The sequence below is a fragment of the Plantactinospora sp. B24E8 genome, assembly GCF_039871735.1.
Lineage (GTDB): Bacteria > Actinomycetota > Actinomycetes > Mycobacteriales > Micromonosporaceae > Plantactinospora.
The window spans coordinates 50652-71525 of record NZ_JBDPMH010000004.1 but is presented as its reverse complement, the minus strand read 5'-3'; the positions used below and the strand labels follow the sequence as shown (position 1 = coordinate 71525).

Below are 20874 nucleotides of genomic sequence, written 5' to 3'. Positions count from 1 at the left end.
CGGTTTCGGTCAGGCGGCGTGGACCGGACCGCCCGGGCGGCGGGCCTGACAGGGCGGCGCGCGTTTCCCCGGTTGCCCGGTGGCAGCAGGTCGGCGTCATGCCACGGGTGGGTACGGAGCATGTCGATCGAAAAACGAGCCGAGCCCCGGGGCGCCTGGTCGTCGCCTCCGGGGCTCGGTTCGGGTGCTGTTGATCAAGTGGTGGTGCAGGTGGCGCCGTTGAGGGCGAACGAGGTCGGGATTCCCGTGTTGCCGGTGTGGTTGGCCTGGAAGCCGATGGTCACCGAGGCGTTGGGGCCGATGGTGCCGTTGTAGGAGACGTTGCGGGCGGTGACCTGTCCGGAGGTGGGGGAGTAGCTGGCGTTCCAGCCGCCGGTGATGGTCTGGCCGCCCGGCAGGGTGAAGGCCAGGGACCAGCCGTTGACCGCGCTGCCGCTCGTGTTGGTGATGGTGATGTTCGCGGTCAGGCCGGTGTTCCAGGCGTTGATCGCGGTGCTGACCCGGCAGGCGCCGGTCGCCGGCGGAGTGGTGGGCGGCGTCGTCGGGGTGCCGGTGGGCGGGGTCGTCGGCGGCGTGGTGGGTGGCGTCGTCGGGGCGGTGCCCTCGAACTGGGTGAAGAACTTCCAGGTCTCCGCCGGGACCCAGGTGCGGGAGCCGCTGGGGTTGGACCCGTCGACCGGGCTGGGGGTGTGGTCGCCGTCGAACGCCGCCCAGACAACCGGATATCCGGCCCGGCATCCGCTGTACGCGGTCAGGGTGTGGGTTCGGCTGCCCTGCCCCGGCTCCGGCGGGTTCTGCCGGGTGCAGCCGTTGTTGGTGACGAACCGGTCGCGCAGGGATCGCCCCTGGGAGATGTTCAGGACCGAGTCGCCGATGCCGTGCACGCCGAGGTAGGCGACCGGCTGGCTACCGCCGCTGCACCCGCTGAGCTGGGCTCCGGCCAGCACCGCGACCGCCCGGAACACGGTCGGTCGGGCGCACGCGAGCGCGAAGCTCATGCCGCCGCCGTAGCTGAAGCCGGTGGCGAACCGTTGGGCCGTGTCGATGCACAGCGCCCCGTCGAGCAGCCGGATCATGTCGTCGACGAAGGTCACGTCCTGGCCGCCCGAGTTGGCCCAGCCGGCGTTCAGACCCTGGGGGGCGACGAAGATCGTGCTGTTGTTCGCCAGGCGGTGGAGCCCGTAGTAGGCCCAGGCCGCTCCGTCGCTTCCGCCCGAGGCCACGTCGTTGGCCGAGCCGTTCAGCCAGTGGAATCCGAAGACCAACCGGTAGGGCCGGTTGTTGTCGTAGTTGTCGGGCAGCCGCAGGATGAACGAGCGGTTCATGCCGCCGGTCTGGATGGAGTGTGTCCCGTTGGCCAGGGTCGGGGCCCGGCCACATCCGGCGGTTGCCGCGAGGATGCCGGCGTCAGCGGCCGACGCGGTCGTACCGGCGTTTCCGACCAGCGTCGTGCTGGCGGCGGTCAGCAGGAGCGCCGCCGCGGCCACGACGGGCCCGAGGGTGAGCTTGGGCATGGACATCGCGAAGCTCCGTCTGTCGATGATCGATGTTTGTGGGAGGGGATCGGGGACGCGGGCGGGCGTGCCGCTGACGGCCCGGGCCCGGTCGGTTGGTCAGGTGGCTGCCCGCTCCCCCGGTATGTATCGATGACAGTCACTATGGACGGTCGTCGGATGAAAGTCAACGATCCGCTTTGCTCCTGCTGGTGGCCGCTCCGCCCGGGTCGCTCCGGTCTGCTGGCCGGTCCGCGTCACCCCGGGGGCGGGTGGGGTGTCGGCGGCCGGTCTGGCCCGCCGTGTGCCCGGAGTCGATCGGCGCCGGGCTGTCGATCCGGAGAAGCCATACACTTTATTGACGACCGTCGCTCAAGTTGCTAGCTTACGGCAATGATGACAATCAATATGTTGCGCGCGCGTCGGGGACGCGCCGCGCTCATCGGACTGGCCGCCGCGGCGCTCGTGGCGGCAGGCGGGGTGGTGGCGTTGCCGACCCCGGCCGCCGCGGCGTCGCTGGTCGAGGTGACCGGGTTCGGCGACAACCCCGGTGGCATGCGCATGCACGTCTACGTGCCGGACAACCGGCCGGCCAACCCGGCGATCGTGGTCGCCATGCACGGCTGCGGCGGCTCGGGCCCGGGCTTCTACTCGGGCAGCGAGTTCGCCTCGCTCGCCGACCGGTACGGGTACGTGGTCATCTATCCCAGCGCGACCCAGCAGGCCGGCTTCGGCAACTGCTTCGACACCTGGTCGGCGGCGGCCAAGCGTCGGGGCGGCGGCAGTGACCCGGTGTCGATCGCCTCGATGGTGGCCTACGTGCAACGGCAGTACGGCGGCGACGGCAACCGGGTCTACGCCACCGGCAGTTCGTCCGGCGGCATGATGACCCAGCACATGCTGGCCGTCTATCCGGACCTGTTCCGGGCCGGTGCCTCGTTCATGGGGGTGCCGTTCAACTGCTTCGCCAACGCGGCCGACTACCCGCCCGGCGCCAGCCAGTGCACCAACGGGCGGATGGACCGGACCCCGCAGCAGTGGGGCGACGCGGTACGCCAGGCGTACCCGGGCTACACCGGCCGCCGGCCGCCGATCCAGCTCTGGCACGGCACCAACGACACGCTGGTGCCCTACCAGCTGCTGCAGGAGTCGGTCGACCAGTGGACCAACGTGCACGGGTTGAGCCTCAACCCGACCTCGACCGACACGCCCCAGTCGGGCTGGAACCGCCGACGCTGGACCAGCGGCGGCAGCACCCTCGTCGAGGCGATCGCGGTCAACGGTGCCGGTCACAGCCTGCCCTCGAGCGGCATGGCCCTGGCGGCGATCCAGTTCTTCGGGCTGACCACCCCGCCGACCACGCCACCGACAACTCCACCGACCACCCCACCGACCACCCCGCCCACGACCACCCCGCCGACCACCCCACCGACGACTCCGCCGGGCACCGGCACCTGCCGGGTCAACTACACGGCCAACAGCTGGGGCAACGGTTTCACCGCCAGCGTCACGGTGACCAACACCGGTACCAGCGCGGTGAACGGCTGGACCGTGCAGTGGTCCTGGTCGGGCAACCAGCAGGTGACCAACGCATGGAACGCACAGGTCAGCCAGTCCGGCCCCCAGGTCTCCGCGCGCAACGTCTCGTACAACCCGTCCATCGCGCCGGGCGCCAGCGTCAACTTCGGCTTCCAGGGCACCTACAGCGGCAGCAACCAGACGCCGACCCAGTTCACCCTGAACGGCACGGGATGCTCCCCGTGATGGCGTCCTGACAAACGACGATCAACGAACATGTCGCAGTTCGGCCAGGCCGGCGCCCAGCACCGGGGCGCCGGCCCCGTCCTGACTCTCGAACCGGTACCCACCCTCGTGCTTCCAGACCCGGGTGGTCAGCGTGTCGCCCGGGGCGATCGGACGGGTGAAACGACAACTCAGCCGCGTCACCTGCGAATCGGCGCGCAACACCGTCTGCCCGGCGAGGGCGAGCAGGGCCAGGCCGTGCACGATCACCCCGGGCAGCCCGGCCGCCCGGGCGACCGCGTCGTCCAGGTGGATCGGGTTGTGGTCACCGGAGGCGGCGGCGTACCGGCGGGGAAGGTCCGCCGGAAGCGGGACGATGCTGACCCGGACCGGCTCGCCGGCCGGCGGGTCGACCGGCAGGGCGGGGGAGGACACACCGAGCCGCAGATCCGTCGGGACCCCCCGGTAGAACTCGGTGACGTACTGCTCGTTGAGCAGGTCGCCGTCGACGGTCCGGGTCTGTACGCCGATCGTCGCCACCGTGCCGCTGCGCTTGCCGTGCAGGCCGACCACGGCGGCGCGTACCGTCACCCGGCCGTCGACCGGCAGCGGGTGGTGGAAGAACATGTCCTGCTGGCCGTGCACCACCCGGGTCCGCAGGTCGGCCGGTGCGGCGGTGCCGGCCACCGCGAAGACGAGGTCCATCGCCGGTACGACGGCGTACACCGGGGAGGGCCCGCCGACCGCCTCGGCATAGTCGGCGACCCCGGCGGGCGTCACGTCGAACAGGTGGTCGTCGCTCCAGCGCCCGACCACCGAGGTGTCGAAGGGCGCCATCAGTCGGTCACCTCCACCACGACCGCACCGGCGGTGTCGCCGGCCGCACAGCCGGTGAACAGCCCTCGGCCACCGCCCCGGGCGTGCAGGGCGGCGACGAGTTCGGCCAGCGCCCGCATCCCGGTGGGCCCCTGCGGGTGGCCGTAGACGAGGCTGCAGCCGTACGGGTTCATCCGGTCGAGCGGAAAGCCGGTCTGGCGGGAGAAGTACAGGTCGTTGACGGCGAACGGATTGTGGGTCGTCACCACGTCGACCGCGTCGATGTCGAGGTCGGCTGCGGCGAGGGCGGCCCGGGCCGCCGGTACCGGCGCCTTCGGCATCCGGGCCCGCCCGGCCCGGGCGAACCCGACCGCGCGCAGCCGGGCGACCCCGGCGCCGCCGCTCAACTCGCGGGCCCGAGCGACGGTGGTGACCACCAGGCCGGCGGTGCCGTCGCCCGGATGGGTCTGCGACCCGTACGTCACCACGCCGTCCGGCCGTACCGGGGACAGTTTGGCCAGGCCCTCGGCCGTGGTGTCGTGCACGCCCTGGTCGTCGGTGACCACGGTGTCGCCGCGTCGACCCGGCACGTGGACCTCGACCAGGTGACCGGGCCGCCGCGCCGCCGCCGCCCGGTACTGCTCGTGGCGCAGCAGGGTGACGGCGTCGATCTCGGCGCGCGGATAGCCCTCCTCGGCCGCGACGTTCTCCGCGGTGTCCAGCATGGACTGACCGGTGTTCGGGTCGTGTCGCATCGGGTCGAGCACCCAGTGCTCGGTGACCGGCGCCGCGCCGGGGGTGCCCTGCGCCGACCAGACCATCAGCGGGCCGTTGCTGGTCCGGTCGGTGGTCAGCGCGAGCACCGTCCGGTGCGCGCCGAGTTCGACCTGTACGGCGGCGGCCTGCAGCACCGCGACCGAGGTGGCGCACGCCTGGGCGATCGTGGGGCCGGTGACCCCGTCGAGCCCGAGCCGGGGGGTGACGGTGGTGACGCCGTAGAAGGAGGTCGGCTGCGGCACGGTGGTGCCGAGCACCACGTTCGTCACCTCCGTGACGTCGAAACCGCGCGCGTCGAGGGCCCGGCCGGTGACGTCGACCAGCAGGTCGACGCTGGACATCCCGGCCAGTGCTCCCTGCCAGCGGCAGAACGGCGACGACCAGGCGAAACCGATCGGCACCGCCACGTCGGAGAGTCTCATCGCGCCTCCTTGACCAGGTCGGCGAGCTGCTGGGCGTGGCCCTGCTTGTGCCCGAGGACGTAGCGGTCCAGGAACGCGGTCAGCGGCTCCGGGCCGTACCGCCGGTTGTTGGTCCGCACGGCCAGGTGGTCGTCCTCCAGCGCGTCGAGCGCGGCGGCGAGGTTCGCGAAGGCCGCGGTGACCTCGGCGCGCAGCTCGTCCAGCGAACGGCTCCCGGCGGCGGCGACCGCGGCGAGCCGTTCCGGATGCTCGTGGGTGCGCCCGACCGCGACGGCCGGGTCGGCGAGGAGCCGGCGCAGTTCGGTGGCGAAGAACCGGGAGAACTCGGCGACGTGCGCGAGGACCGTCGCGGCACTCCAGGCCTCCACCCCCTCGGGCTTCTGCTCCGGTACGTGCAGTCGGCGCGGGTCGATCAGATCCACGATCGAGAGCAGGTGGTCGTCGAGTTCACCGTTGCGGCGACGGACCTCGTCGGCGTTCATCCGACCTCCTTGACGCACTCGTTCACACACTCGCCCAGCCCTTCGATGCTGGTGCGGAGCACCTGCCCCGGGCGGAGGAAGACCTTCGGGTCGCGGGCGTTGCCGACCCCGCCGGGGGTGCCGGTGGCGACCAGGTCGCCGGGGCGCAGGGTGGTGAACCGGCTGATGTAGGCGAGCGTCTCGGCCGGCCCGAAGAGCAGGTCACCGGTACGGGCCCGCTGCATCACCTCGCCGTCCACCGCGCAGCGCACCTCCAGGTCGGGCTCGGCGCCGACCTCGTCGACGGTGGTCAGCCACGGCCCGACCGGGGTGCTCGCCTCGAACGCCTTGCCGGGCAGCCACTGTGTGCTGTGCGTCTGCCAGTCCCGCATCGACACGTCGTTGAGCACCGTGTAGCCGGCGATCGCGGCGGCCGCCTCGGCGGCGGTCCCCCGGCGCAGCGGCCGTCCGACCACCACCGCCAGTTCGACCTCCCAGTCGACCCGGTCGCTCACCGCCGGCAGGACGAGCGGGTCGCGGGCGCCGAGCAGCCCGGCCGGGAACTTCGCGAAGAGGGTCGGCGTGGTCGGCATCTCCCGACCCATCTCGACGATGTGGGCGCGGTAGTTCAGTCCGACGCAGAAGATCTGCGACGGGCGGGGCACGACCGGGGCGAGGTCGAGTTCGGCGACGGGCAGCCGGGGTCCGCCGGTCGGGGCGGACCGGTCCGGGTCGGCGAGCAGCGCGCCGACGTCGGGTGCGGAGAGCAGGACGGCGTGCTCGCCGACCAGGCGGGCGGCCCGGGTGCCGCCGTCGATCCGGATGGTGGCCAGGCGCATCTCAGCTCATTCCCTCGGCCTGCCCACCGGCGACGGTGAGCACCTGTCCGTGGACGAAGTTCGACCACGGTGTGCAGAGCAGGAAGACGCCGCCGGCGGCCTCGGCCGGGGTGGCCGGCCGGCCGAGCGGGATGCCGGCGGCGGCTCGCTCGCGTACCGCACCGGGGATGCCCAGCGGTATCCGGCGGTCGCCGTACGCGAAAGCGCCGCCCTCGTCGGCGTCCGCGGTGAGCCGGGTCTGCACGAACCCGAACGCCACCGCGTTGACGTTGATCTTCAGCGGTCCCCACTCCTTGGCGAGCGTCTTTGTGAGCCCGACCAGCGCGGACTTGGCGGCGGCGTAGTTGGCCTGGCCGACGTTGCCCATGGTGCCGGCGATCGAGGTCACGTTGACCACCTTGCGGAAGACCTCCCGCCCCTGCGCGGCGTCCCGCTTGGCCGCCTCGCGCAGCACCGGGGCGGCCGCGCGCAACAGCCGGAACGGGGCGACCAGGTGGATGTCGAGCATCGCGGTCAGCTGCTCGTCGCTCATCTTGTGGAAGATGCCGTCCCAGGTGTAGCCGGCGTTGTTGACCACGATGTCGAGCTGCCCGTACCCGTCGACCGCCCGGGCGACCACCTCGGCCGGCGCCGCCGGGTCGGTCAGGTCGGCGGTGACCGCCGTGCCCTGGCCGCCGAGCAGCTCCACGGTCTCCCGGGCCGCGTCGCCGTCCAGGTCGGCGCAGACCACCCGGGCGCCGTGTACGGCCAGCAGCTCGGCCGTGGCCCGCCCGATGCCCCGGCCGGCGCCGGTGACCACGGCCACCCGCCCGTCCAACACTCCACTCACGACTGCCCCTTCCGGCCTGCCGGCCCGGTTCGGTCGGCGAGGATGTCCCGCCACAACGCACGTGCCGTCTTCTTGTCGAACTTCCCGGTGGCCGTCGTGGGCAGCGTCTCGACGAACCGGATGACGTCGGGCAACCACCAGCTCGCCACCCGGGGGCGCAGGTGCGCCAGCAGCGTCCCGGCGGAGACCGGCTCGGCGGCCACGACCAGCGCCGCCGGACGTTCACCCCAGATCGGGTGGGGCACCGCGATGACCATCGCCTGCGCCACGGCGGGGTGGTCCATCAGGTGGTTCTCCAACTCGATCGAGCTGATCCACTCGCCGCCCGACTTGATCAGGTCCTTGGTCCGGTCGACCAGGTGCAGGTAGCCGTCGGGGTCGACGGTGCCGACGTCACCGGTACGCAGCCAGCCGTCCCGGAACCGGGTGCTGTTCGTGTTGTCGTCGGGCCGGTGGTAGGAGGCGGTGACCCAGGGGCCGCGTACCTCGATCTCGCCGGCGGACACGCCGTCGTGCGGCAGGACGCGGCCGTCCGGGTCGACCACCCGCAACTCCACCCCGGCGGTGGGTACGCCCTGGGTGGCGTGCCGGGCCAGCCGCTCCGCCTCCGGCCGGTCCTCCAGGTGGCGGCGGACCATGGTCAGGTTGCCGGACGGCGACATCTCGGTCATGCCCCAGCCCTGCCGCATCGTCACCCCGCGTGCGTGGTACCGGTGGATCAGCTCCAGCGGGATCGCCGCGCCCCCGCACAGGATCCGGTCCAGGCTGGCCAGGTCGTCGGCGGTCGGCCCGAGCTGGTCGACGGCGAGCCAGAACGTCGGCACCCCGGCCGCCACGGTCACCCGCTCCTCCCGGATCCGTCGGACGACGGTGGCCGGGCTGGTGTCCGCGCCGGCCAGGACCAGGCCGGCGCCGGCCAGCGCGGCCGCGTACGGCATGCCCCAGGACAACGCGTGGAACAGCGGGGTGAGCGGCAGCAGGACGTCCCGTTCCCGGATCCCGAACGAGTCGACGAACAGCCCGCTCATCGCGTGCAGGGTCAGCGAGCGGTGCGAGTAGACCACCCCCTTGGGGTGGCCGGTGGTGCCGCCGGTGTAGCAGAGGCAGGCCGGCGTCCACTCGTCCACCTCGGCCGGCTCGTCGGTCGACGCGCCCGCCAGGAGCTGCTCGTAGTCGACCGCGTCGGCGAAGTCGGGATGCGGGTCGGTGCCGTCCGGCAGCACCACGTAGCAGCGGACGCCGGACAGCATGGGCCGGATCGGCGCGAGCTGCGCGGTCAGTGCCGCGGCCACGAAGATCACCCGGTCCTCCGCGTGCGCGACCACGGCCGCCACCTGGTCGGGGTGCAGCCGGATGTTCACCGGCTGCAGCACGGCACCGGCCAGCGGCACGCCGTAACAGAGCTCCAGGTGCGGCAGGCAGTTGCCGGCGAAGGTGCCGACCCGGTCACCCGGGCGGACACCCAGGGCCGGCAGGGCGTTGGCGAGCCGCCGGGCCCGGACGGCCAGCTCCGGCCAGGTCCGGGTGTCGCGGCCGGCGGCGGTGAAGTCGACAAGCCGCGCGTACGGGCCCATGGCGTCGCCGCGACGCAGCACCATGGCCACGGACAGCGGCATCGATCCCATCGTGCTGCGCATCGGTCAGCCCTCCTGCGGCCCGGCCTGGGTCAGCAGCGTACGGAGCCGGTCCGGCCACGGTGCCCCGCGTCCGGTCGCCGGGTCGAGCAGCACCACGGTCAGCGTGCCGCGCGCCAGCGGTGTGCCGTCCCGGGCGACGTGGAAGGCGTACCGCAGGGAGGTGCGTCCGACGTCCTCCACCGCGAGCGTGGTCTGCCCGACCTCGCCGAAGTGCAGGGAGCCGAGGTAGTCGACGGTGAGGTTGACCCGGACCATCCGCCGGAAGTCGGCGTCCGGGACGCCGAGCCGGTGGTGCAGCAGGGTCTCCGCGCTCTCCACGAAGCGCAGCACCGCGCCGTAGTGCCACCGGTCGGCCGGGTCGGTCTCCGACCACTCGAGGCGGCGGCTGGTGACGATCGACGCTGGCTCGGCCATCACGCTCTCTCAGTACTTGTGGATGGTGTTGCCGGGTGGCAGCCCCCGTGGCCCGTACGGCGTGGTGTCGAGCCAGTGCCCACGGCTCTCGTCGGTCGGCGCGTCCCGGGCCGCCTGCTCCAGCACCGCCCGCTCGGTCGGGCCGGGCCGCAGGTGGGTCAGCGCGGCACCGGCCGCGTCCCGGTTGAACAGCGCGGCCCGCCGCCGGGCGAGCACGAAGTCCTCCACGGCGGCCCGGGCCCGGGCCGGTACGACGGTGGAGAGCGCGACGTGCACGGCGGTCGCGGCCGCCTCCGCGTCGGCGACGCCGGAGTTCAGGCCCCGGGCCCCGAACGGTGCGAACAGGTGCGCCGCCTCTCCGACCAGCAGGGTGCGCCGGGCCGGTTCGGCGAAGTCGTCCGCCACGACCTGGAGGAAGCGGTAGGTGGAGGCCCAGCCGACCCGGTCCGCGTACGCCGGTGGCAGCACGGCCCGCAGCCAGTGGCGTAACCCGTCGCCGTGGCCCAGTTCCTCCGGATCGTCGTCGTCGTGCAGTTGCAGGTCGACCCGCCAGCCGCCGGCGAACGGCACCAGCAGCACGTTGCGGCCGCCGACGGCCGGGTGCGCGTAGTGGAAGACCCGTTCCACCGGCAGCGGTGTGGCCGGATCCTCCTCCACGTCGACCACGACGTACCAGCCGTCGGAGCGGCTGCCCTCCATCGGTACGCCGAGCGCGCGGCGGACCCCGGACCGGGCGCCGTCGGCGGCGATCACGTAGTCGGCGGTCCACCGGGCGCCGGCGCCGGTCCGCAGTGTGACGCCGTCCGGGCCGGAGTCGACCTGCGCGACCTCCGCGTTCCAGGCGAACTCCACGCCGGCGGCCTTGCACGCCTGCAGCAGGTAACGCTCGGTCTCCACCTGCGGCAGGCTGGTGAAGTGCGGCAGCGTACCGGCCGGTGGCGGCGGGTAGCTGCGGGCGAAGACCTGCCGGCCGGCGTAGAAGGTGCGCTTGGTCTGCCACACCAGCCCGTACGCGGCGAGTTCGGCGGCGAGCCCCGGCGCGGCGCGGTCGAGTACCTCCAGGGTGGCCCGGTGGACGAAGATGGCGCGGCTGCCGGGCCGCAGCCGGTCCTCGGCGCCGGCCTCCAGGACGGTGGCCGGTCGGCCGAGCGCACGCAGCGCGAGTGCGGCGGCCATCCCGACCGGGCCGGCCCCGACCACGACCACCGGTCGGTGCCCGCCGCTCACGCAACCTCCTCGCGGTAGAGGCCGAGTGCGGTGATCGCGGGTGCGTCGCTGTACGAGAAGAGGATGGCGTCCTCGCTCGCCGAGGAGTTGACGTGCTGGTACCGGGCCCAGCCGGGAACGGCGAAGACGTCCTTCTCGCCCCACTCCAGCAGCTGTCCGTCCACCATGGTGGTTCCGCTGCCACGTACCACGTGGTAGATGGTGCTCGGGGTCTGCCGGCGGGTGACGCCCCGGAAACCGGGGCGCAGCCGGGCGATCCGGCAGCCGATGGTGGGCATCACCGGCCCGCCGGTCCACGGGTTGGTGTATTCCAGCACCACGCCGTCGGCGTCGCTGCCGGTGGCGTCCTCGGCGATGGCGTCGAAGGCGCGGACGGTCTCCGCCCAGGGGTAGTTGCCGATCGGCGAGGTGGGGCCCGGGCGGGGATCCCAGGCGGGGGTCAGCCGTCCGTGGATGAACTGCCGCGAGGAGAGGTCGTCGGGCACCTCCGCCTTCTGTGTCCGTTCGCCGAACAGCTCGAAGAACCCGGCCTCCACTGCGTTGACCAGGGGGAAGTCCAGGCCGTCCAGCCACAGCATCGGGCCGTCGCCCTCGTGGGCGTGGTCGTGCCAGTGCCAGCCGGGGGTGAGCAGCAGGTCGCCGGGGTGCATGTGCACCCGCTCGCCGTTGACCGTGGTGTACGCGCCGCGCCCCTCGATGATGAACCGGAACGCGCCGGCGGTGTGCCGGTGTGCCTGCGCGGTCTCGCCGGGCAGGATCACCTGGATGCCCGCGTACAGCGTGGTCGTGGTCGCCGGTGGGTCGGGCAGGCCGGGGTTGACCAGCATCAGTACCCGACGTTCGGCCTCCTCCAGGGAGAGCACCTCGGCGAAGTGCAGCAGGTACGGCCGCAGCTCCGCATAGCGCCACAGGTACGGGACGGCCCGGCTGTGCGGTTCGGCGTTGAAGAGGTTGCCGAAGTATCGCCAGAGTGGGGCTGTGCCGAGCCGGGCGATGGCTTGGTAAGCCTCCTCGGTCATGCGCCGAGTCTGACTCCATCGATGCCTAGCGTCAAGACTAGTGTCACATGTCCCGGGTGGTGTGGCTGCGGACGAGCGCGGCCAGCGCGGGGTCGTACGCGGCGACCACCTGGACCACCCGCTGCTCGGCCAGGCCGGCGAGTCCGTCGTACAACTCGACGAAGAGTTGCCGGGCCCGCGCCCGGGGCCAGCGGGGCGGCAGCAGTTCGGTCGGCAGTTCCGGGTCGAGGCTCGGCAGGGTGCGCCACTCGTCCATCAGCGCGGTCCGGGAGACCAGCGCCTCCGCGGTGCCGATCCGCCCGCCACGCCACTGCCGCAGGACCGGGTCGAACCTCGACAACAGACGTTCGTAGCCGGCCCGCAGCGCGTCGAGGTCCCAGGCCCGGATCGGGTGGCCGGCCACCGGTCCGCCCTCGGCCAGTTCGGCGGTGAAGACCGTCGCCCGGTCGATGCCCAGCTCGGACAGGATCGCGGTCACCTCGGTCACCCGCTCCTGTGGGGAGACCCAGAGCCCGTCGTAGAGCGGCGCGAAGCCGTACCAGCCGAGGCGGGTGCGCAGCGCGTTGCGGCGGGAGCGGTCGTCCTCCGGCACGGAGAACGCGGCCACCGTCCACCGCCCGGTCCAGCCGGTCCGGTCCGCGCCGAACGACAGGATGTGGGCCCGGCCCTCGGTGAGCACCTCGGCCGCCCGGGGGCTCAGCGCGTAGGAGGTGCGCCGGCCGGTCTTGGACTGCTCCAGCAGGCCGCGGCGGGCCAGCCGGCTCAGCGCCGCGCGGGCGCCGACCTCGGTGATGTCGAACTCGCCGAGCAGCGCCACCAGCGCGGCCGAGGGCAGCGGTGCGCGCTGGCCGTACCAGTAGTCGCCGAGCAGGGTCAGCAGCAGGTGCTGCGGGCTTCCGCCGGTCTGCATCCGGGGCAGGTCGGCGGCGGGCGCGGCGGGCGGGACCGACATGCCGGTAACTATACAGTTGGCGTGTCGTGCGCCATCTCATCAGCTTCGCGCCTTGCGGCGACGTCGGTGACGCTACTGCACCGGTTAACAGAAGGCATGAATATTGACCGGCGTGCAATAGGTGTCTAGCGTCCTGGTAACACACCCGTCCCCCTCGTGGTGGGAGGCACCCCGTGCGACGTACCGCCGTACCCGTCGCCGCGCTCGCCGTGGTCCTCGCCACGGCCGCCTGCGCCGACGACTCACCCGCCGGGACCGGCGCGGGACCGATCAGGGTCGGCCAGATCGTGTCGCTGACCGGCAACTACGCCCCGCTCGGCACCGAGAACGAGAAGTCCGTCGCGCTCGCCGTCGAGCAGGTCAACACGGCCGGCGGGGTGCTCGGTCGGCAGATCGAACTCGTTGTCCGGGACGACAAGAGCCAGCCCGACCAGTCGGTGCTGGCCTTCAACGACCTCCGGGGCCGGGACGCGGTCGCGGTGATCGGCTCGCCGTTCTCCAACTCCGCGCTGGCGACCATCCCACTGGTCGAGCGGGAGAAGATTCCGTACATCTCGTTGACCCCGGCCGACGAGCAGGTCGACCCGGTCCGCCCGTACGTCTTCGTCGTGCCGGCCACCTCCGCCACGTACGCGGACCGGATCCTGCAGTACCTGAAGGCGGAGCGGATCAGCCGGGTCGCGGTCGCGTACGACGGCAAGAGCTCGTACGCCCGGGCCGGCTTCGACGGAACCAGGGAGAAGGCCGCCACGTACGGCATCACGCTGACCGCCACCCCGGAGTTCCAGACCACCACGACCGAGTTCTCCGCGGTCTTCAACCAGGTGCGGTCCTCAGGTGCGCAGGCCCTCGTGGTCTGGGCGACCGGCCCGCCCGGCGTCGCCCTGGCCAAGCAGTACGCCACCGCGGGCCTGGACCTGCCCGTCGTCTTCACCGGGGCGCAGGCCAGCAAGCTGTGGCTGGAGCCGGTCGGCGCCGCCGCCGAGGGGGCGCTGGTGGCCAGCTCGATCGGGGTGGTCGGTGCCGAGCTGCCCGATGGTGCCCAGAAGCGGGCGATCGACGAACTGGCCGGCCCGTTCCAGAGCAAACACGGCTACGCACCGCCGCAGTTCGCCCAGGACGGCTACACCGGGGTGAAGCTGCTGGTCGCCGCGATCGAAAAGGCCGGCAGCACCGATCGGGAGAAGGTCCGGGCCGCGCTGGAGGGGCTGACCCTGACCACCCCGAACGGCAGCTACGCCTACAGCGCCACCGACCACGCCGGCCTCAGGGCCGACTACATCTCGATCAACGTGGTGAAGGGCGGGGGGTTTTTACCCACCGAGTGGGCGCGGGAGCAGTTGGCCACGGTGGCGGGCCGGTGACCGAGCCGCTGCTGCGGGTGGCCGGCGTCGCCCGGTCCTTCGGCGGCGTCTACGCCGTACGCGACGTCCACCTCGACGTCGCCCCCGGGGAACTGCGCGGAGTGATCGGGCCGAACGGCGCCGGCAAGTCCACGTTGTTCGGCCTGATCGGTGGGCAGTTGGCGAGCCAGGCCGGCACGATCACGTACGCGGGGGAGCGGATCGACCGGCTGCCGCCGCACCGCCGGGCGACCCGGGGCATCGCGATCGTCTTCCAGGGGGCCCGGGTCTTCCGGGGCATGACCGCGCTGGAGAACGTGATGGTGGGTGGGCACGCCACCACCCGGGGCGGCTTCCTCGGCGCGGCGCTGCGGCTGCCCCGGCACCACCGGGAGGAACGGGAGATCCGGCGGCAGGCCCGGACGGCACTGGACCGGGTCGGGTTGGCCGACTGGGCGGACCAGCCGGCCGAGTCCCTGCCGCTGGGTCAGCAGCGGGCCCTCCAGGTGGCCCGGGCCCTGTGCGGCCGGCCCCGGCTGCTGCTGCTCGACGAGCCGGCGGCCGGCCTGCGGGCCGCCGAGCGGGAGGCGCTCGCGCAGCTCATCGAGGAGCTGAAGGCCGACGGCCTGACCATGATCAAGATTGAGCACGACGTGGCCTTCGTGACCCGGCTCGCCGACCGGGTCACGGTGCTGGACCTCGGCCGGGTGATCGCCGAAGGCACCCCGGCCGAGGTCCGCGCCGACCCGGCCGTGGTGGCCGCGTACCTCGGTGCGGAGGTGAGCAGGTGATCGAGGTCCGCGAGCTCACCGTCCGGCACGGGGCCGCGGTCGCGCTCGACCGGGTCGACCTCACCGTGGCGGCCGGCGAGATGGTCGCCCTGATCGGCCCGAACGGCGCCGGCAAGTCCACCCTGGCCGACACCCTGGCCGGGATCCTCCGCCCGGCCGCCGGCACCGTCGCGGTCCGGGGCCGACTCGGGTACGTGCCGGAGGGGCGCCAGATGTTTCCCGACCTGACCGTCGACGACAACCTCCGGCTCGGCGGCTGGGCGATCCGCAACCGGACCACCGCGCCGGTCTACGACATCCTGCCCCGCCTCGACCCGCTGCGTCGCCGCCGCGCCGGCTCACTCTCCGGCGGCGAACAGCAGATGGTCGCGGTAGGCCGGGCGCTGATGGCCCGCCCGGAGGTGCTCGTCGTCGACGAACTCTCCCTCGGCCTCGCCCCGCTGGTCGTCGCCGACCTGGCCCGGCACCTGCGCGAACTCAACACCGACGGCCTCGCCGTCCTGCTCGTCGAACAGAACGCCCGGCTCGCCCTCGACCTCTGCGGCCGTGGGTACGTGCTCGAAGCCGGTCGGGTCGTCGCCACCGGCACCGCCGCCGACCTCGCCGCCGACCCCCGGGTCGCCGACGCCTACCTGGGGGCGGCCCGGTGAGCGACCTCCTCCAGTACCTGATTACCGGACTCGGCGGCGGCTGCGCCTTCGCCCTGGTCGGCAGCGGAATGGTGGTCATCCACCGGGTCACCCGGGTGGTCAACTTCGCCCAGGGCAGCTTCGCGGTGCTCGCCGCCCTGACCACCTCGACCCTGCTCGCCACCGGGCTGCCGCACGGGGTGGCGGAACTGCTCGCCGTGGCGGTCGGCGCCGGTGCCGGACTGCTGGTCGGCCTGGTCGCGATCGGGAAACCGGGTACCCCGCCCGGCGCCTCGCTCATCATCACGCTCGGACTCGCCGTCGCCGCGTACGCGGTCGAGGTGCTGATCTGGGGCGACCAGCCCCGCTCGTTCGCCGGTGTGCCCGGCGCCGTGGAGCTGGCCGGCGCCCGGTTCCAGGCCCACTACCTGCTGATCATCGGCGCGACGGTGGCCGTCTTCGTGACCCTGGCGATCCTGTTCGCCCGTACCGACGTCGGCCGAGCGCTGTCGGCCTGCGCGTCCAACCCGTACGCCGCGAAGGTGGTCGGGATCAACGTCACCCGGATGGGCCTGCTCTCCTTCGCCGTCGGCGGTGCGCTCGGCGGCCTCGCCGGGGTGCTGGTCACCCCGATCCAGCTGGTCACCTTCGACTACGACGTCACCCTCATCGTCGGCGGCTTCGCCGCCGCGATCCTCGGCGGACTGGTCCGGCCGGCACTCACCCTCGCCGGTGGACTGCTGCTCGGCGTCGCACAGGCACTCGTCGCCGGCTACGGCAACGCCGCGTACCAGTTGGAGGTCGCCCTCGTGCTGATGCTGGCCGCGATGATCTGGCAGGCCGCCCGCCAGCCGGCCGCCCAGCGGGAGGTGGCCTGATGACCCGGTGGGCACCGGTGGCGGCGGTGGCCGCGCTGACCCTCGCCCTGCCGCCGCTGCTCTCGGCCAGCCACCTGGCCATGTACATCCTGCTCGGCCTCGCCGCGATGGTCACCGTCGGACTGTCCCTGCTGATGGGGTACGCCGGGCAGGTCTCGCTCGGGCAGGCGTCGTTCTACGCCATCGGCGGTTACACCGCCGGCCTGCTCAGCGTGCACAGCCTGCCGCCGCTGCTCGGGCTGCTCGCCGCGCCGCTGGTCTCCGCCGCGTTCGCCACAGTGGTCGGGGTGCCGCTGCTGCGACTGCGCGGCCACCACCTGGCCTTCGCCACCCTCGCCATGCAGCTGATCCTGCTGTCGCTGCTCAGCCAGGCGGAGTGGGCCGGCGGCGCGATCGGCCTGCAGGGCATTCCCCGGCTGTCGGTCGGCGGCTACGAGTTCGCCGACGATCTCTCGTACGCGTACCTGGTCTGGGCGGCGGTCGCGCTCACCCTGCTGGTGGCCCGCAACGTCGTCGCCTCCCGACCCGGCCGGGCGCTGCGCGCCCTGGCGACCAGCGAGACCGCGTCGGCCGCCAGCGGCGTCCCGGTCGGCCGCTACCGGCTCACCGTCTTCGCGCTGGCCGCCGCCTGCGCCGGCCTCGCCGGCGGCATCTACGCCTTCTATCTCGGCTATCTCGCGCCGGGCTCGTTTCCGGTCCTGCTCTCCATCGAGTACGTCGTGATGGCCGTCGTCGGCGGTCTCGGCACCCTGTGGGGGGCCCTGGTCGGGGCGACCGCCATCGTCCTGCTCGTCCAGCTGCTCAACACCCTGGGCACCCAGCCCGGCATGCCCAGCTACGCGCCCAGCGTGCTGTCGTACGCGGTGTACGGGCTGCTGCTCGTCCTGGTGGTGCTCTTCCTGCCGCACGGCATCGTCCCCGCCGCCCGGGACCGCCTGACCCGGTTCCGGTTCCGTACCCGGCCGACGGAGCCGGTCGCCCCGGAGCCGTGAGCATGCCCGGCGCCGCATGACCGCTGCCCGCTGCCGCGCCGGCGCAGTCGACCCGGCGTCCGCCCGCAGGATCGTCGAGGAGTTCCTCGCCGCCCCCACCCGCCTCGCCCGTCTCACCGCAGCCTGGCGGCGACACGAACCGGACACGCCGCTCAGCACCTGGTGGTGACCCGACGCCGACCGCGGCCAGGCGTGGCACCCGCGCTGGTTGTCAGCCTCGGCTACCACGGCGCTTGGTTGCCTATCGGCCCGCCGCTTGTCGAACGCCGGCCGTTGGCCGGGACGAGTGACCCGGCTCACGCGCTGTTATGCCAGCCCCTCAGGCGGTGTCCTGTGGCCGAACACCGAAACACGAGGGAGACACGATGACGGAGAACATCAGTGTGGTCGTGGTCGGCGGCGGATACGCCGGTGTCATGGCGGCCAACCGCCTCACCCAACGCGACGACGTGACCGTGACCCTGATCAACCCGCGGCCGGACTTCGTTCACCGCATCCGCCTGCACCAGCTCGTCGGCGGAACCGGCGACGCGGTCGTCGGCTACCGCGACGTCCTGGCCGACCGCGTCCGGCTGATGGTCGACACCGCCAGCCGGATCGACGCGGCCGAGCGCACCGTTTTGTTGGCGAGCGGTGGCACGGTTGGTTACGACTACCTCGTCTACGCGGTGGGCAGCGGCAGCGCCGACCCGGGTGTGCCTGGGGCCGCCGAGTACGCCCACAACATGGCCAGCCTGGAGGAGGCGCAGCGGCTGCGGGCAGTGCTCGAGACCACGCCCACGACGGACGTGGTGACGGTGGTCGGAGCCGGCGCGACAGGCATCGAGGTCGCCACCGAACTGGCGGCCGAGGCCCGCGCCGTGACGCTCGTGTGTGGCAGGGTGCTCCACCCGTACCTGCACCCCCGGGTTCGCCGCAGGTTCGCCAAGCGGCTGGCCAAGCTCGGGGTGACCGTCATCGACGGTCCTGGTGCGAAGGTTACCGCGGTGAGCCGAGACGCCGTCCTACTGGCGGACGGCCGGGAGCTGCCCAGCACGGTGACCATCTGGACGGCCGGGTTCAGCATTCCCGACCTGGCCGCCCGCAGCGGGCTCACGACCGACGTGGCCGGACGCCTCCTGACCGACGAGACGCTCACCAGCATCGACCACGACCACATCGTCGCCGCTGGCGACTCGGCGGCACCGTCGAATCTGCCGCTGCGAATGAGCTGTCAGGCCGCCAATCCCCTCGGCGCACATGCGGCCGACACCGTGCTCGCCCGGATCGCGGGCAGGCAACCGGCGACCATCGCCATCGGCTTCTTCGGGCAGTGCGTCAGCCTGGGCCACGGCGCCGCCACCGTACAGATCGCCTCGAGGAACGACCTCGCCAAAGGCTTCGCGATCGGCGGCTTCCTCGGCGCGAAGATCAAGAGCGGCAGCTTCCCGGGCCTGGTCGAGCACCTGGCGCACGAGGCGCACAAGCCCGGCTCCTACACCTGGAAGTTCCGCGACGACACCCGTCGTCAGCGGCTCCAGGCGCGCGCCGCCCGCTGACCTGACCCGTCGGAATGGAAGGTCCTGCAGTGGACACACCCCCCGCCGACCCCGCCACCGAAACCTTTGTGGCCCACCGGAACCTGCTGTTCACCGTCGCCTACGAGATGCTCGGATCGGCGGCCGACGCCGAGGACGTCCTCCAGGAGACCTGGCTGCGCTGGGTCAAAGTGGACCTGGCGCGGGTCAGCGACGAGCGGGCCTACCTGGTCCGGATCACCACCCGACAGGCGCTCAACCGGCTGCGTACCATGCGGCGTCGCAGGGAGGCGTACGTCGGCTCCTGGCTGCCGGAGCCGCTGCTCACCGCGCCGGACGTGGCCGACGACGTCGAGCTTGCGGAGAACATGTCGATGGCGCTCATGCTCGTCCTCGAAACGCTGACGCCGACCGAACGCGCCGTCTTCGTCCTTCACGAGGCCTTCGACGTCAGCTACGACGAGATCGCGGCAGCCCTCGACAAGACCCCCTCGGCGGTCCGCCAGATCGCCTACCGCGCCCGCCAGCACGTCGACGCCCGCCGCCCGCGCCAGGTGGTCCCGGCGAGCCTGACCCGGGCGGCGCTGGACTCGCTGCGGCACGCGATCGAAACCGGTGACCTGCAAGGCCTCCTCCACGTGCTCGCCCCAGACGTGGTCCTGGTGGCCGACGGCGGCGGTATCAAACAGGCCGCGCTGCGGCCGGTGACCGGTGCCGACAAGGTGGCCCGCATGTTTGTCGCCGGCATCGGCAAGGTGGACAGCATCCTCACCGCCGAACCCTCCGTGGTCAACGGCAACCCGTCACTGGTGTTGCGCCTGGACGGCCAGCTCGACGGCGTCCTCGCCGTCCGCGTCGAGGACGCCCGCATCACCGGCCTCTACTACGTCCGCAACCCGGAAAAGCTCACCCGTGTCGAGTCCGCAACCCCACTCACCCTGCGGTGAACACCGACTATCTTGGAGAACACGACATGGCCGTTCAGGCCCAGCCCGTAACCGATGCATCACCGTCGCCCTGGACGGCGGTGGCCCGGGCCGTCGCCCTGCTCACGGCGGTCGTCAGCGTGCTCCTGACCGCCTTCGCCTGGCCCTCGGTGCGATCGTCGATGCACGACGTGCCAATCGCCGTCGCCGGGCCGGCACCCGCGGTCAGACAGCTCAGCGTCGCCCTCGACGAACGCCTTCCCGACGCCTTCGACATCACCGAAGTCGCCGACACCGCCACCGCCGAACAGTTGATCCGCAACCGCGATGTCTACGGGGCGATCGACGTAAGCTCCGGCGCACCGCAGGTCATCCTCGCCTCGGCAGGCAGCGCAGCCGTCGCCCAGACCCTCAACGGCATCGCCACCGCGCTCAGCCAGGCGCAGTCCCAGGGCGTCAGTTCGCCGTCCGGCGTCCGCGACCTTGTCCCGTTGCCGGCCGACGACCCGCGTGGCGCCGGGCTGGCCGCCGCGGCCCTACCCTTGGTCATGGGCGGTCTGCTCGCCGCGTTTCTGCTGACGAGACTCGTCCTCGGCGCCACCCGCCGGGTCGTCGGAGCGCTCGCCTTCGCCGTCACCGGCGGTCTCGCCGTGGGGGGCATTCTGCAGTTCTGGCTCGGCTCCCTGACCGGCTCCTACTGGGCGAACACCGGCGCGGTCGCCCTGACCATCGCGGCCACCTCCCTGAGTATCCTCGGGCTGGAGGCCCTGCTCGGATCCGCCGGGCTCGGCCTGGGTGCGGCCATCATGATGCTCCTCGGCAACCCCCTGTCGGGCACCGCGACCGCGCCCGAAATGCTGCCCGGCTGGTCCGGCACGCTCGGCCAACTGCTACCGCCCGGTGCGAGTGGCGGGCTGCTGCGGTCCACCGCGTTCTTCGACGGCCACGGTGCCACCCATTCGGTCATCGTCCTCGCCACGTGGCTAACGCTCGGCATACTGTTGTGTCTCGCCGGCGGCATGCTTCGGCGGCGCCCGGCCGCCGACCGAGTGACCACCACCGGGCAGCCCGCACAGGCGACCGTATGAGGCGCGGCGCTGCTGGTGGTCCTGGAAACCCTCACCCCGCTGGACACCCGCTACTTGCGGTATCGAGTTCGCCAGCGCCAC

Annotated in this window: 21 protein-coding genes; 10 read left to right on the top strand and 11 right to left on the bottom strand. The window is 72.6% G+C overall.

Annotated elements, in window-relative coordinates:
- Positions 1–194: 194 nt before the first annotated feature.
- On the bottom strand, positions 195–1514 hold the full coding sequence (locus ABGB21_RS08540) for a cellulose binding domain-containing protein (RefSeq protein ID WP_347651344.1): 1320 nt from the start codon (positions 1512–1514) through the stop codon (positions 195–197).
- Between the two features lie 375 nt (positions 1515–1889).
- Between ABGB21_RS08540 and ABGB21_RS08535 the strand changes: the two genes are divergently transcribed.
- Positions 1890–3257, top strand: a complete 1368-nt coding sequence (locus ABGB21_RS08535; RefSeq protein WP_347651343.1) for a PHB depolymerase family esterase — start codon at positions 1890–1892, stop codon at positions 3255–3257.
- A 21-nt stretch (positions 3258–3278) separates the two neighbouring features.
- Here ABGB21_RS08535 and ABGB21_RS08530 read toward each other — a convergent pair whose 3' ends face one another.
- Genes ABGB21_RS08530 through ABGB21_RS08485 form a run of 10 tightly spaced genes read right to left on the bottom strand, consistent with a single transcriptional unit; the run spans position 3279 to position 12629 of the window.
- Positions 3279–4073 (bottom strand): MaoC/PaaZ C-terminal domain-containing protein, encoded by a 795-nt coding sequence (locus ABGB21_RS08530; protein WP_347651142.1) that lies wholly within the window; start codon positions 4071–4073, stop codon positions 3279–3281.
- Positions 4073–5251 carry a thiolase family protein gene (locus tag ABGB21_RS08525; protein ID WP_347677225.1) on the bottom strand — a complete coding sequence of 393 codons (1179 nt, stop codon included), beginning with the start codon at positions 5249–5251 and terminating at the stop codon, positions 4073–4075. Before ABGB21_RS08525 ends, ABGB21_RS08530 begins: the two co-directional genes overlap by 1 nt.
- A complete protein-coding gene (locus ABGB21_RS08520; protein WP_347677223.1) occupies positions 5248–5733 on the bottom strand; it encodes a maleylpyruvate isomerase N-terminal domain-containing protein in 486 nt (161 codons plus the stop codon). The genes ABGB21_RS08525 and ABGB21_RS08520 overlap by 4 nt, the downstream gene beginning before the upstream one ends.
- The gene (locus ABGB21_RS08515; RefSeq protein WP_347677221.1) at positions 5730–6551 is read right to left on the bottom strand and encodes a fumarylacetoacetate hydrolase family protein; all 822 of its coding nucleotides are present in this window, start codon (positions 6549–6551) and stop codon (positions 5730–5732) included. The genes ABGB21_RS08520 and ABGB21_RS08515 overlap by 4 nt, the downstream gene beginning before the upstream one ends.
- 1 nt (position 6552) lies before the next feature.
- Positions 6553–7380, bottom strand: coding sequence for an SDR family oxidoreductase (locus ABGB21_RS08510; protein WP_347651138.1), 828 nt, complete (start codon positions 7378–7380; stop codon positions 6553–6555).
- Positions 7377–8996 (bottom strand): long-chain-fatty-acid--CoA ligase, encoded by a 1620-nt coding sequence (locus ABGB21_RS08505; RefSeq protein WP_347651137.1) that lies wholly within the window; start codon positions 8994–8996, stop codon positions 7377–7379. Before ABGB21_RS08505 ends, ABGB21_RS08510 begins: the two co-directional genes overlap by 4 nt.
- A gap of 24 nt (positions 8997–9020) precedes the next feature.
- Positions 9021–9431 (bottom strand): thioesterase family protein, encoded by a 411-nt coding sequence (locus tag ABGB21_RS08500; protein ID WP_347651136.1) that lies wholly within the window; start codon positions 9429–9431, stop codon positions 9021–9023.
- 9 nt (positions 9432–9440) lie between these two features.
- Positions 9441–10658, bottom strand: a complete 1218-nt coding sequence (locus ABGB21_RS08495; RefSeq protein WP_347677219.1) for an FAD-dependent oxidoreductase — start codon at positions 10656–10658, stop codon at positions 9441–9443.
- Entirely contained in the window at positions 10655–11677 is a 1023-nt protein-coding gene (locus ABGB21_RS08490) for a cupin domain-containing protein (RefSeq protein ID WP_347651134.1), read from the bottom strand. The genes ABGB21_RS08495 and ABGB21_RS08490 overlap by 4 nt, the downstream gene beginning before the upstream one ends.
- A gap of 43 nt (positions 11678–11720) precedes the next feature.
- Entirely contained in the window at positions 11721–12629 is a 909-nt protein-coding gene (locus ABGB21_RS08485) for a PaaX family transcriptional regulator C-terminal domain-containing protein (RefSeq protein WP_347651133.1), read from the bottom strand.
- A 173-nt stretch (positions 12630–12802) separates the two neighbouring features.
- Here ABGB21_RS08485 and ABGB21_RS08480 point away from each other — a divergent pair, with 173 nt between their 5' ends.
- From ABGB21_RS08480 to ABGB21_RS08440, 9 genes are all read left to right on the top strand, one after another.
- Positions 12803–13993, top strand: coding sequence for an ABC transporter substrate-binding protein (locus ABGB21_RS08480; RefSeq protein WP_347651132.1), 1191 nt, complete (start codon positions 12803–12805; stop codon positions 13991–13993).
- Complete coding sequence (locus ABGB21_RS08475) at positions 13990–14763, top strand: ABC transporter ATP-binding protein (RefSeq protein WP_347677217.1); 774 nt, start codon at positions 13990–13992, stop codon at positions 14761–14763. The genes ABGB21_RS08480 and ABGB21_RS08475 overlap by 4 nt, the downstream gene beginning before the upstream one ends.
- Positions 14760–15413, top strand: a complete 654-nt coding sequence (locus tag ABGB21_RS08470) for an ABC transporter ATP-binding protein (protein ID WP_347651130.1) — start codon at positions 14760–14762, stop codon at positions 15411–15413. Before ABGB21_RS08475 ends, ABGB21_RS08470 begins: the two co-directional genes overlap by 4 nt.
- Complete coding sequence (locus ABGB21_RS08465) at positions 15410–16270, top strand: branched-chain amino acid ABC transporter permease (protein WP_347677215.1); 861 nt, start codon at positions 15410–15412, stop codon at positions 16268–16270. The genes ABGB21_RS08470 and ABGB21_RS08465 overlap by 4 nt, the downstream gene beginning before the upstream one ends.
- Positions 16270–17262: a branched-chain amino acid ABC transporter permease gene (locus ABGB21_RS08460; RefSeq protein WP_347651128.1), complete on the top strand. Its 993-nt coding sequence runs from the start codon at positions 16270–16272 to the stop codon at positions 17260–17262. Before ABGB21_RS08465 ends, ABGB21_RS08460 begins: the two co-directional genes overlap by 1 nt.
- Positions 17263–17278: 16 nt before the next feature.
- On the top strand, positions 17279–17431 hold the full coding sequence (locus ABGB21_RS08455) for a hypothetical protein (RefSeq protein WP_347651127.1): 153 nt from the start codon (positions 17279–17281) through the stop codon (positions 17429–17431).
- A 196-nt stretch (positions 17432–17627) separates the two neighbouring features.
- A complete protein-coding gene (locus tag ABGB21_RS08450) occupies positions 17628–18800 on the top strand; it encodes an FAD-dependent oxidoreductase (RefSeq protein WP_347677213.1) in 1173 nt (390 codons plus the stop codon).
- 29 nt (positions 18801–18829) lie between these two features.
- Positions 18830–19726 carry an RNA polymerase sigma-70 factor gene (locus ABGB21_RS08445; RefSeq protein WP_347651125.1) on the top strand — a complete coding sequence of 299 codons (897 nt, stop codon included), beginning with the start codon at positions 18830–18832 and terminating at the stop codon, positions 19724–19726.
- 26 nt (positions 19727–19752) lie between these two features.
- Entirely contained in the window at positions 19753–20793 is a 1041-nt protein-coding gene (locus ABGB21_RS08440; RefSeq protein WP_347677211.1) for a hypothetical protein, read from the top strand.
- Positions 20794–20874: the final 81 nt, after the last annotated feature.

Excerpts from the sequence above, each read along its gene's own strand:
- ABGB21_RS08450 (WP_347677213.1), top strand. The coding sequence starts at position 17,628 with ATGACGGAGAACATCAGTGTGGTCGTGGTCGGCGGCGGATACGCCGGT.
- ABGB21_RS08485 (WP_347651133.1), bottom strand. The coding sequence starts at position 12,629 with ATGTCGGTCCCGCCCGCCGCGCCCGCCGCCGACCTGCCCCGGATGCAG.
- ABGB21_RS08540 (WP_347651344.1), bottom strand. The coding sequence starts at position 1,514 with ATGCCCAAGCTCACCCTCGGGCCCGTCGTGGCCGCGGCGGCGCTCCTG.
- ABGB21_RS08515 (WP_347677221.1), bottom strand. The coding sequence starts at position 6,551 with ATGCGCCTGGCCACCATCCGGATCGACGGCGGCACCCGGGCCGCCCGC.
- ABGB21_RS08530 (WP_347651142.1), bottom strand. The coding sequence starts at position 4,073 with ATGGCGCCCTTCGACACCTCGGTGGTCGGGCGCTGGAGCGACGACCAC.
- ABGB21_RS08490 (WP_347651134.1), bottom strand. The coding sequence starts at position 11,677 with ATGACCGAGGAGGCTTACCAAGCCATCGCCCGGCTCGGCACAGCCCCA.
- ABGB21_RS08440 (WP_347677211.1), top strand. The coding sequence starts at position 19,753 with ATGGCCGTTCAGGCCCAGCCCGTAACCGATGCATCACCGTCGCCCTGG.
- ABGB21_RS08535 (WP_347651343.1), top strand. The coding sequence starts at position 1,890 with ATGACAATCAATATGTTGCGCGCGCGTCGGGGACGCGCCGCGCTCATC.
- ABGB21_RS08460 (WP_347651128.1), top strand. The coding sequence starts at position 16,270 with ATGACCCGGTGGGCACCGGTGGCGGCGGTGGCCGCGCTGACCCTCGCC.
- ABGB21_RS08520 (WP_347677223.1), bottom strand. The coding sequence starts at position 5,733 with ATGAACGCCGACGAGGTCCGTCGCCGCAACGGTGAACTCGACGACCAC.
- ABGB21_RS08500 (WP_347651136.1), bottom strand. The coding sequence starts at position 9,431 with ATGGCCGAGCCAGCGTCGATCGTCACCAGCCGCCGCCTCGAGTGGTCG.
- ABGB21_RS08525 (WP_347677225.1), bottom strand. The coding sequence starts at position 5,251 with ATGAGACTCTCCGACGTGGCGGTGCCGATCGGTTTCGCCTGGTCGTCG.
- ABGB21_RS08455 (WP_347651127.1), top strand. The coding sequence starts at position 17,279 with ATGACCGCTGCCCGCTGCCGCGCCGGCGCAGTCGACCCGGCGTCCGCC.
- ABGB21_RS08505 (WP_347651137.1), bottom strand. The coding sequence starts at position 8,996 with ATGCCGCTGTCCGTGGCCATGGTGCTGCGTCGCGGCGACGCCATGGGC.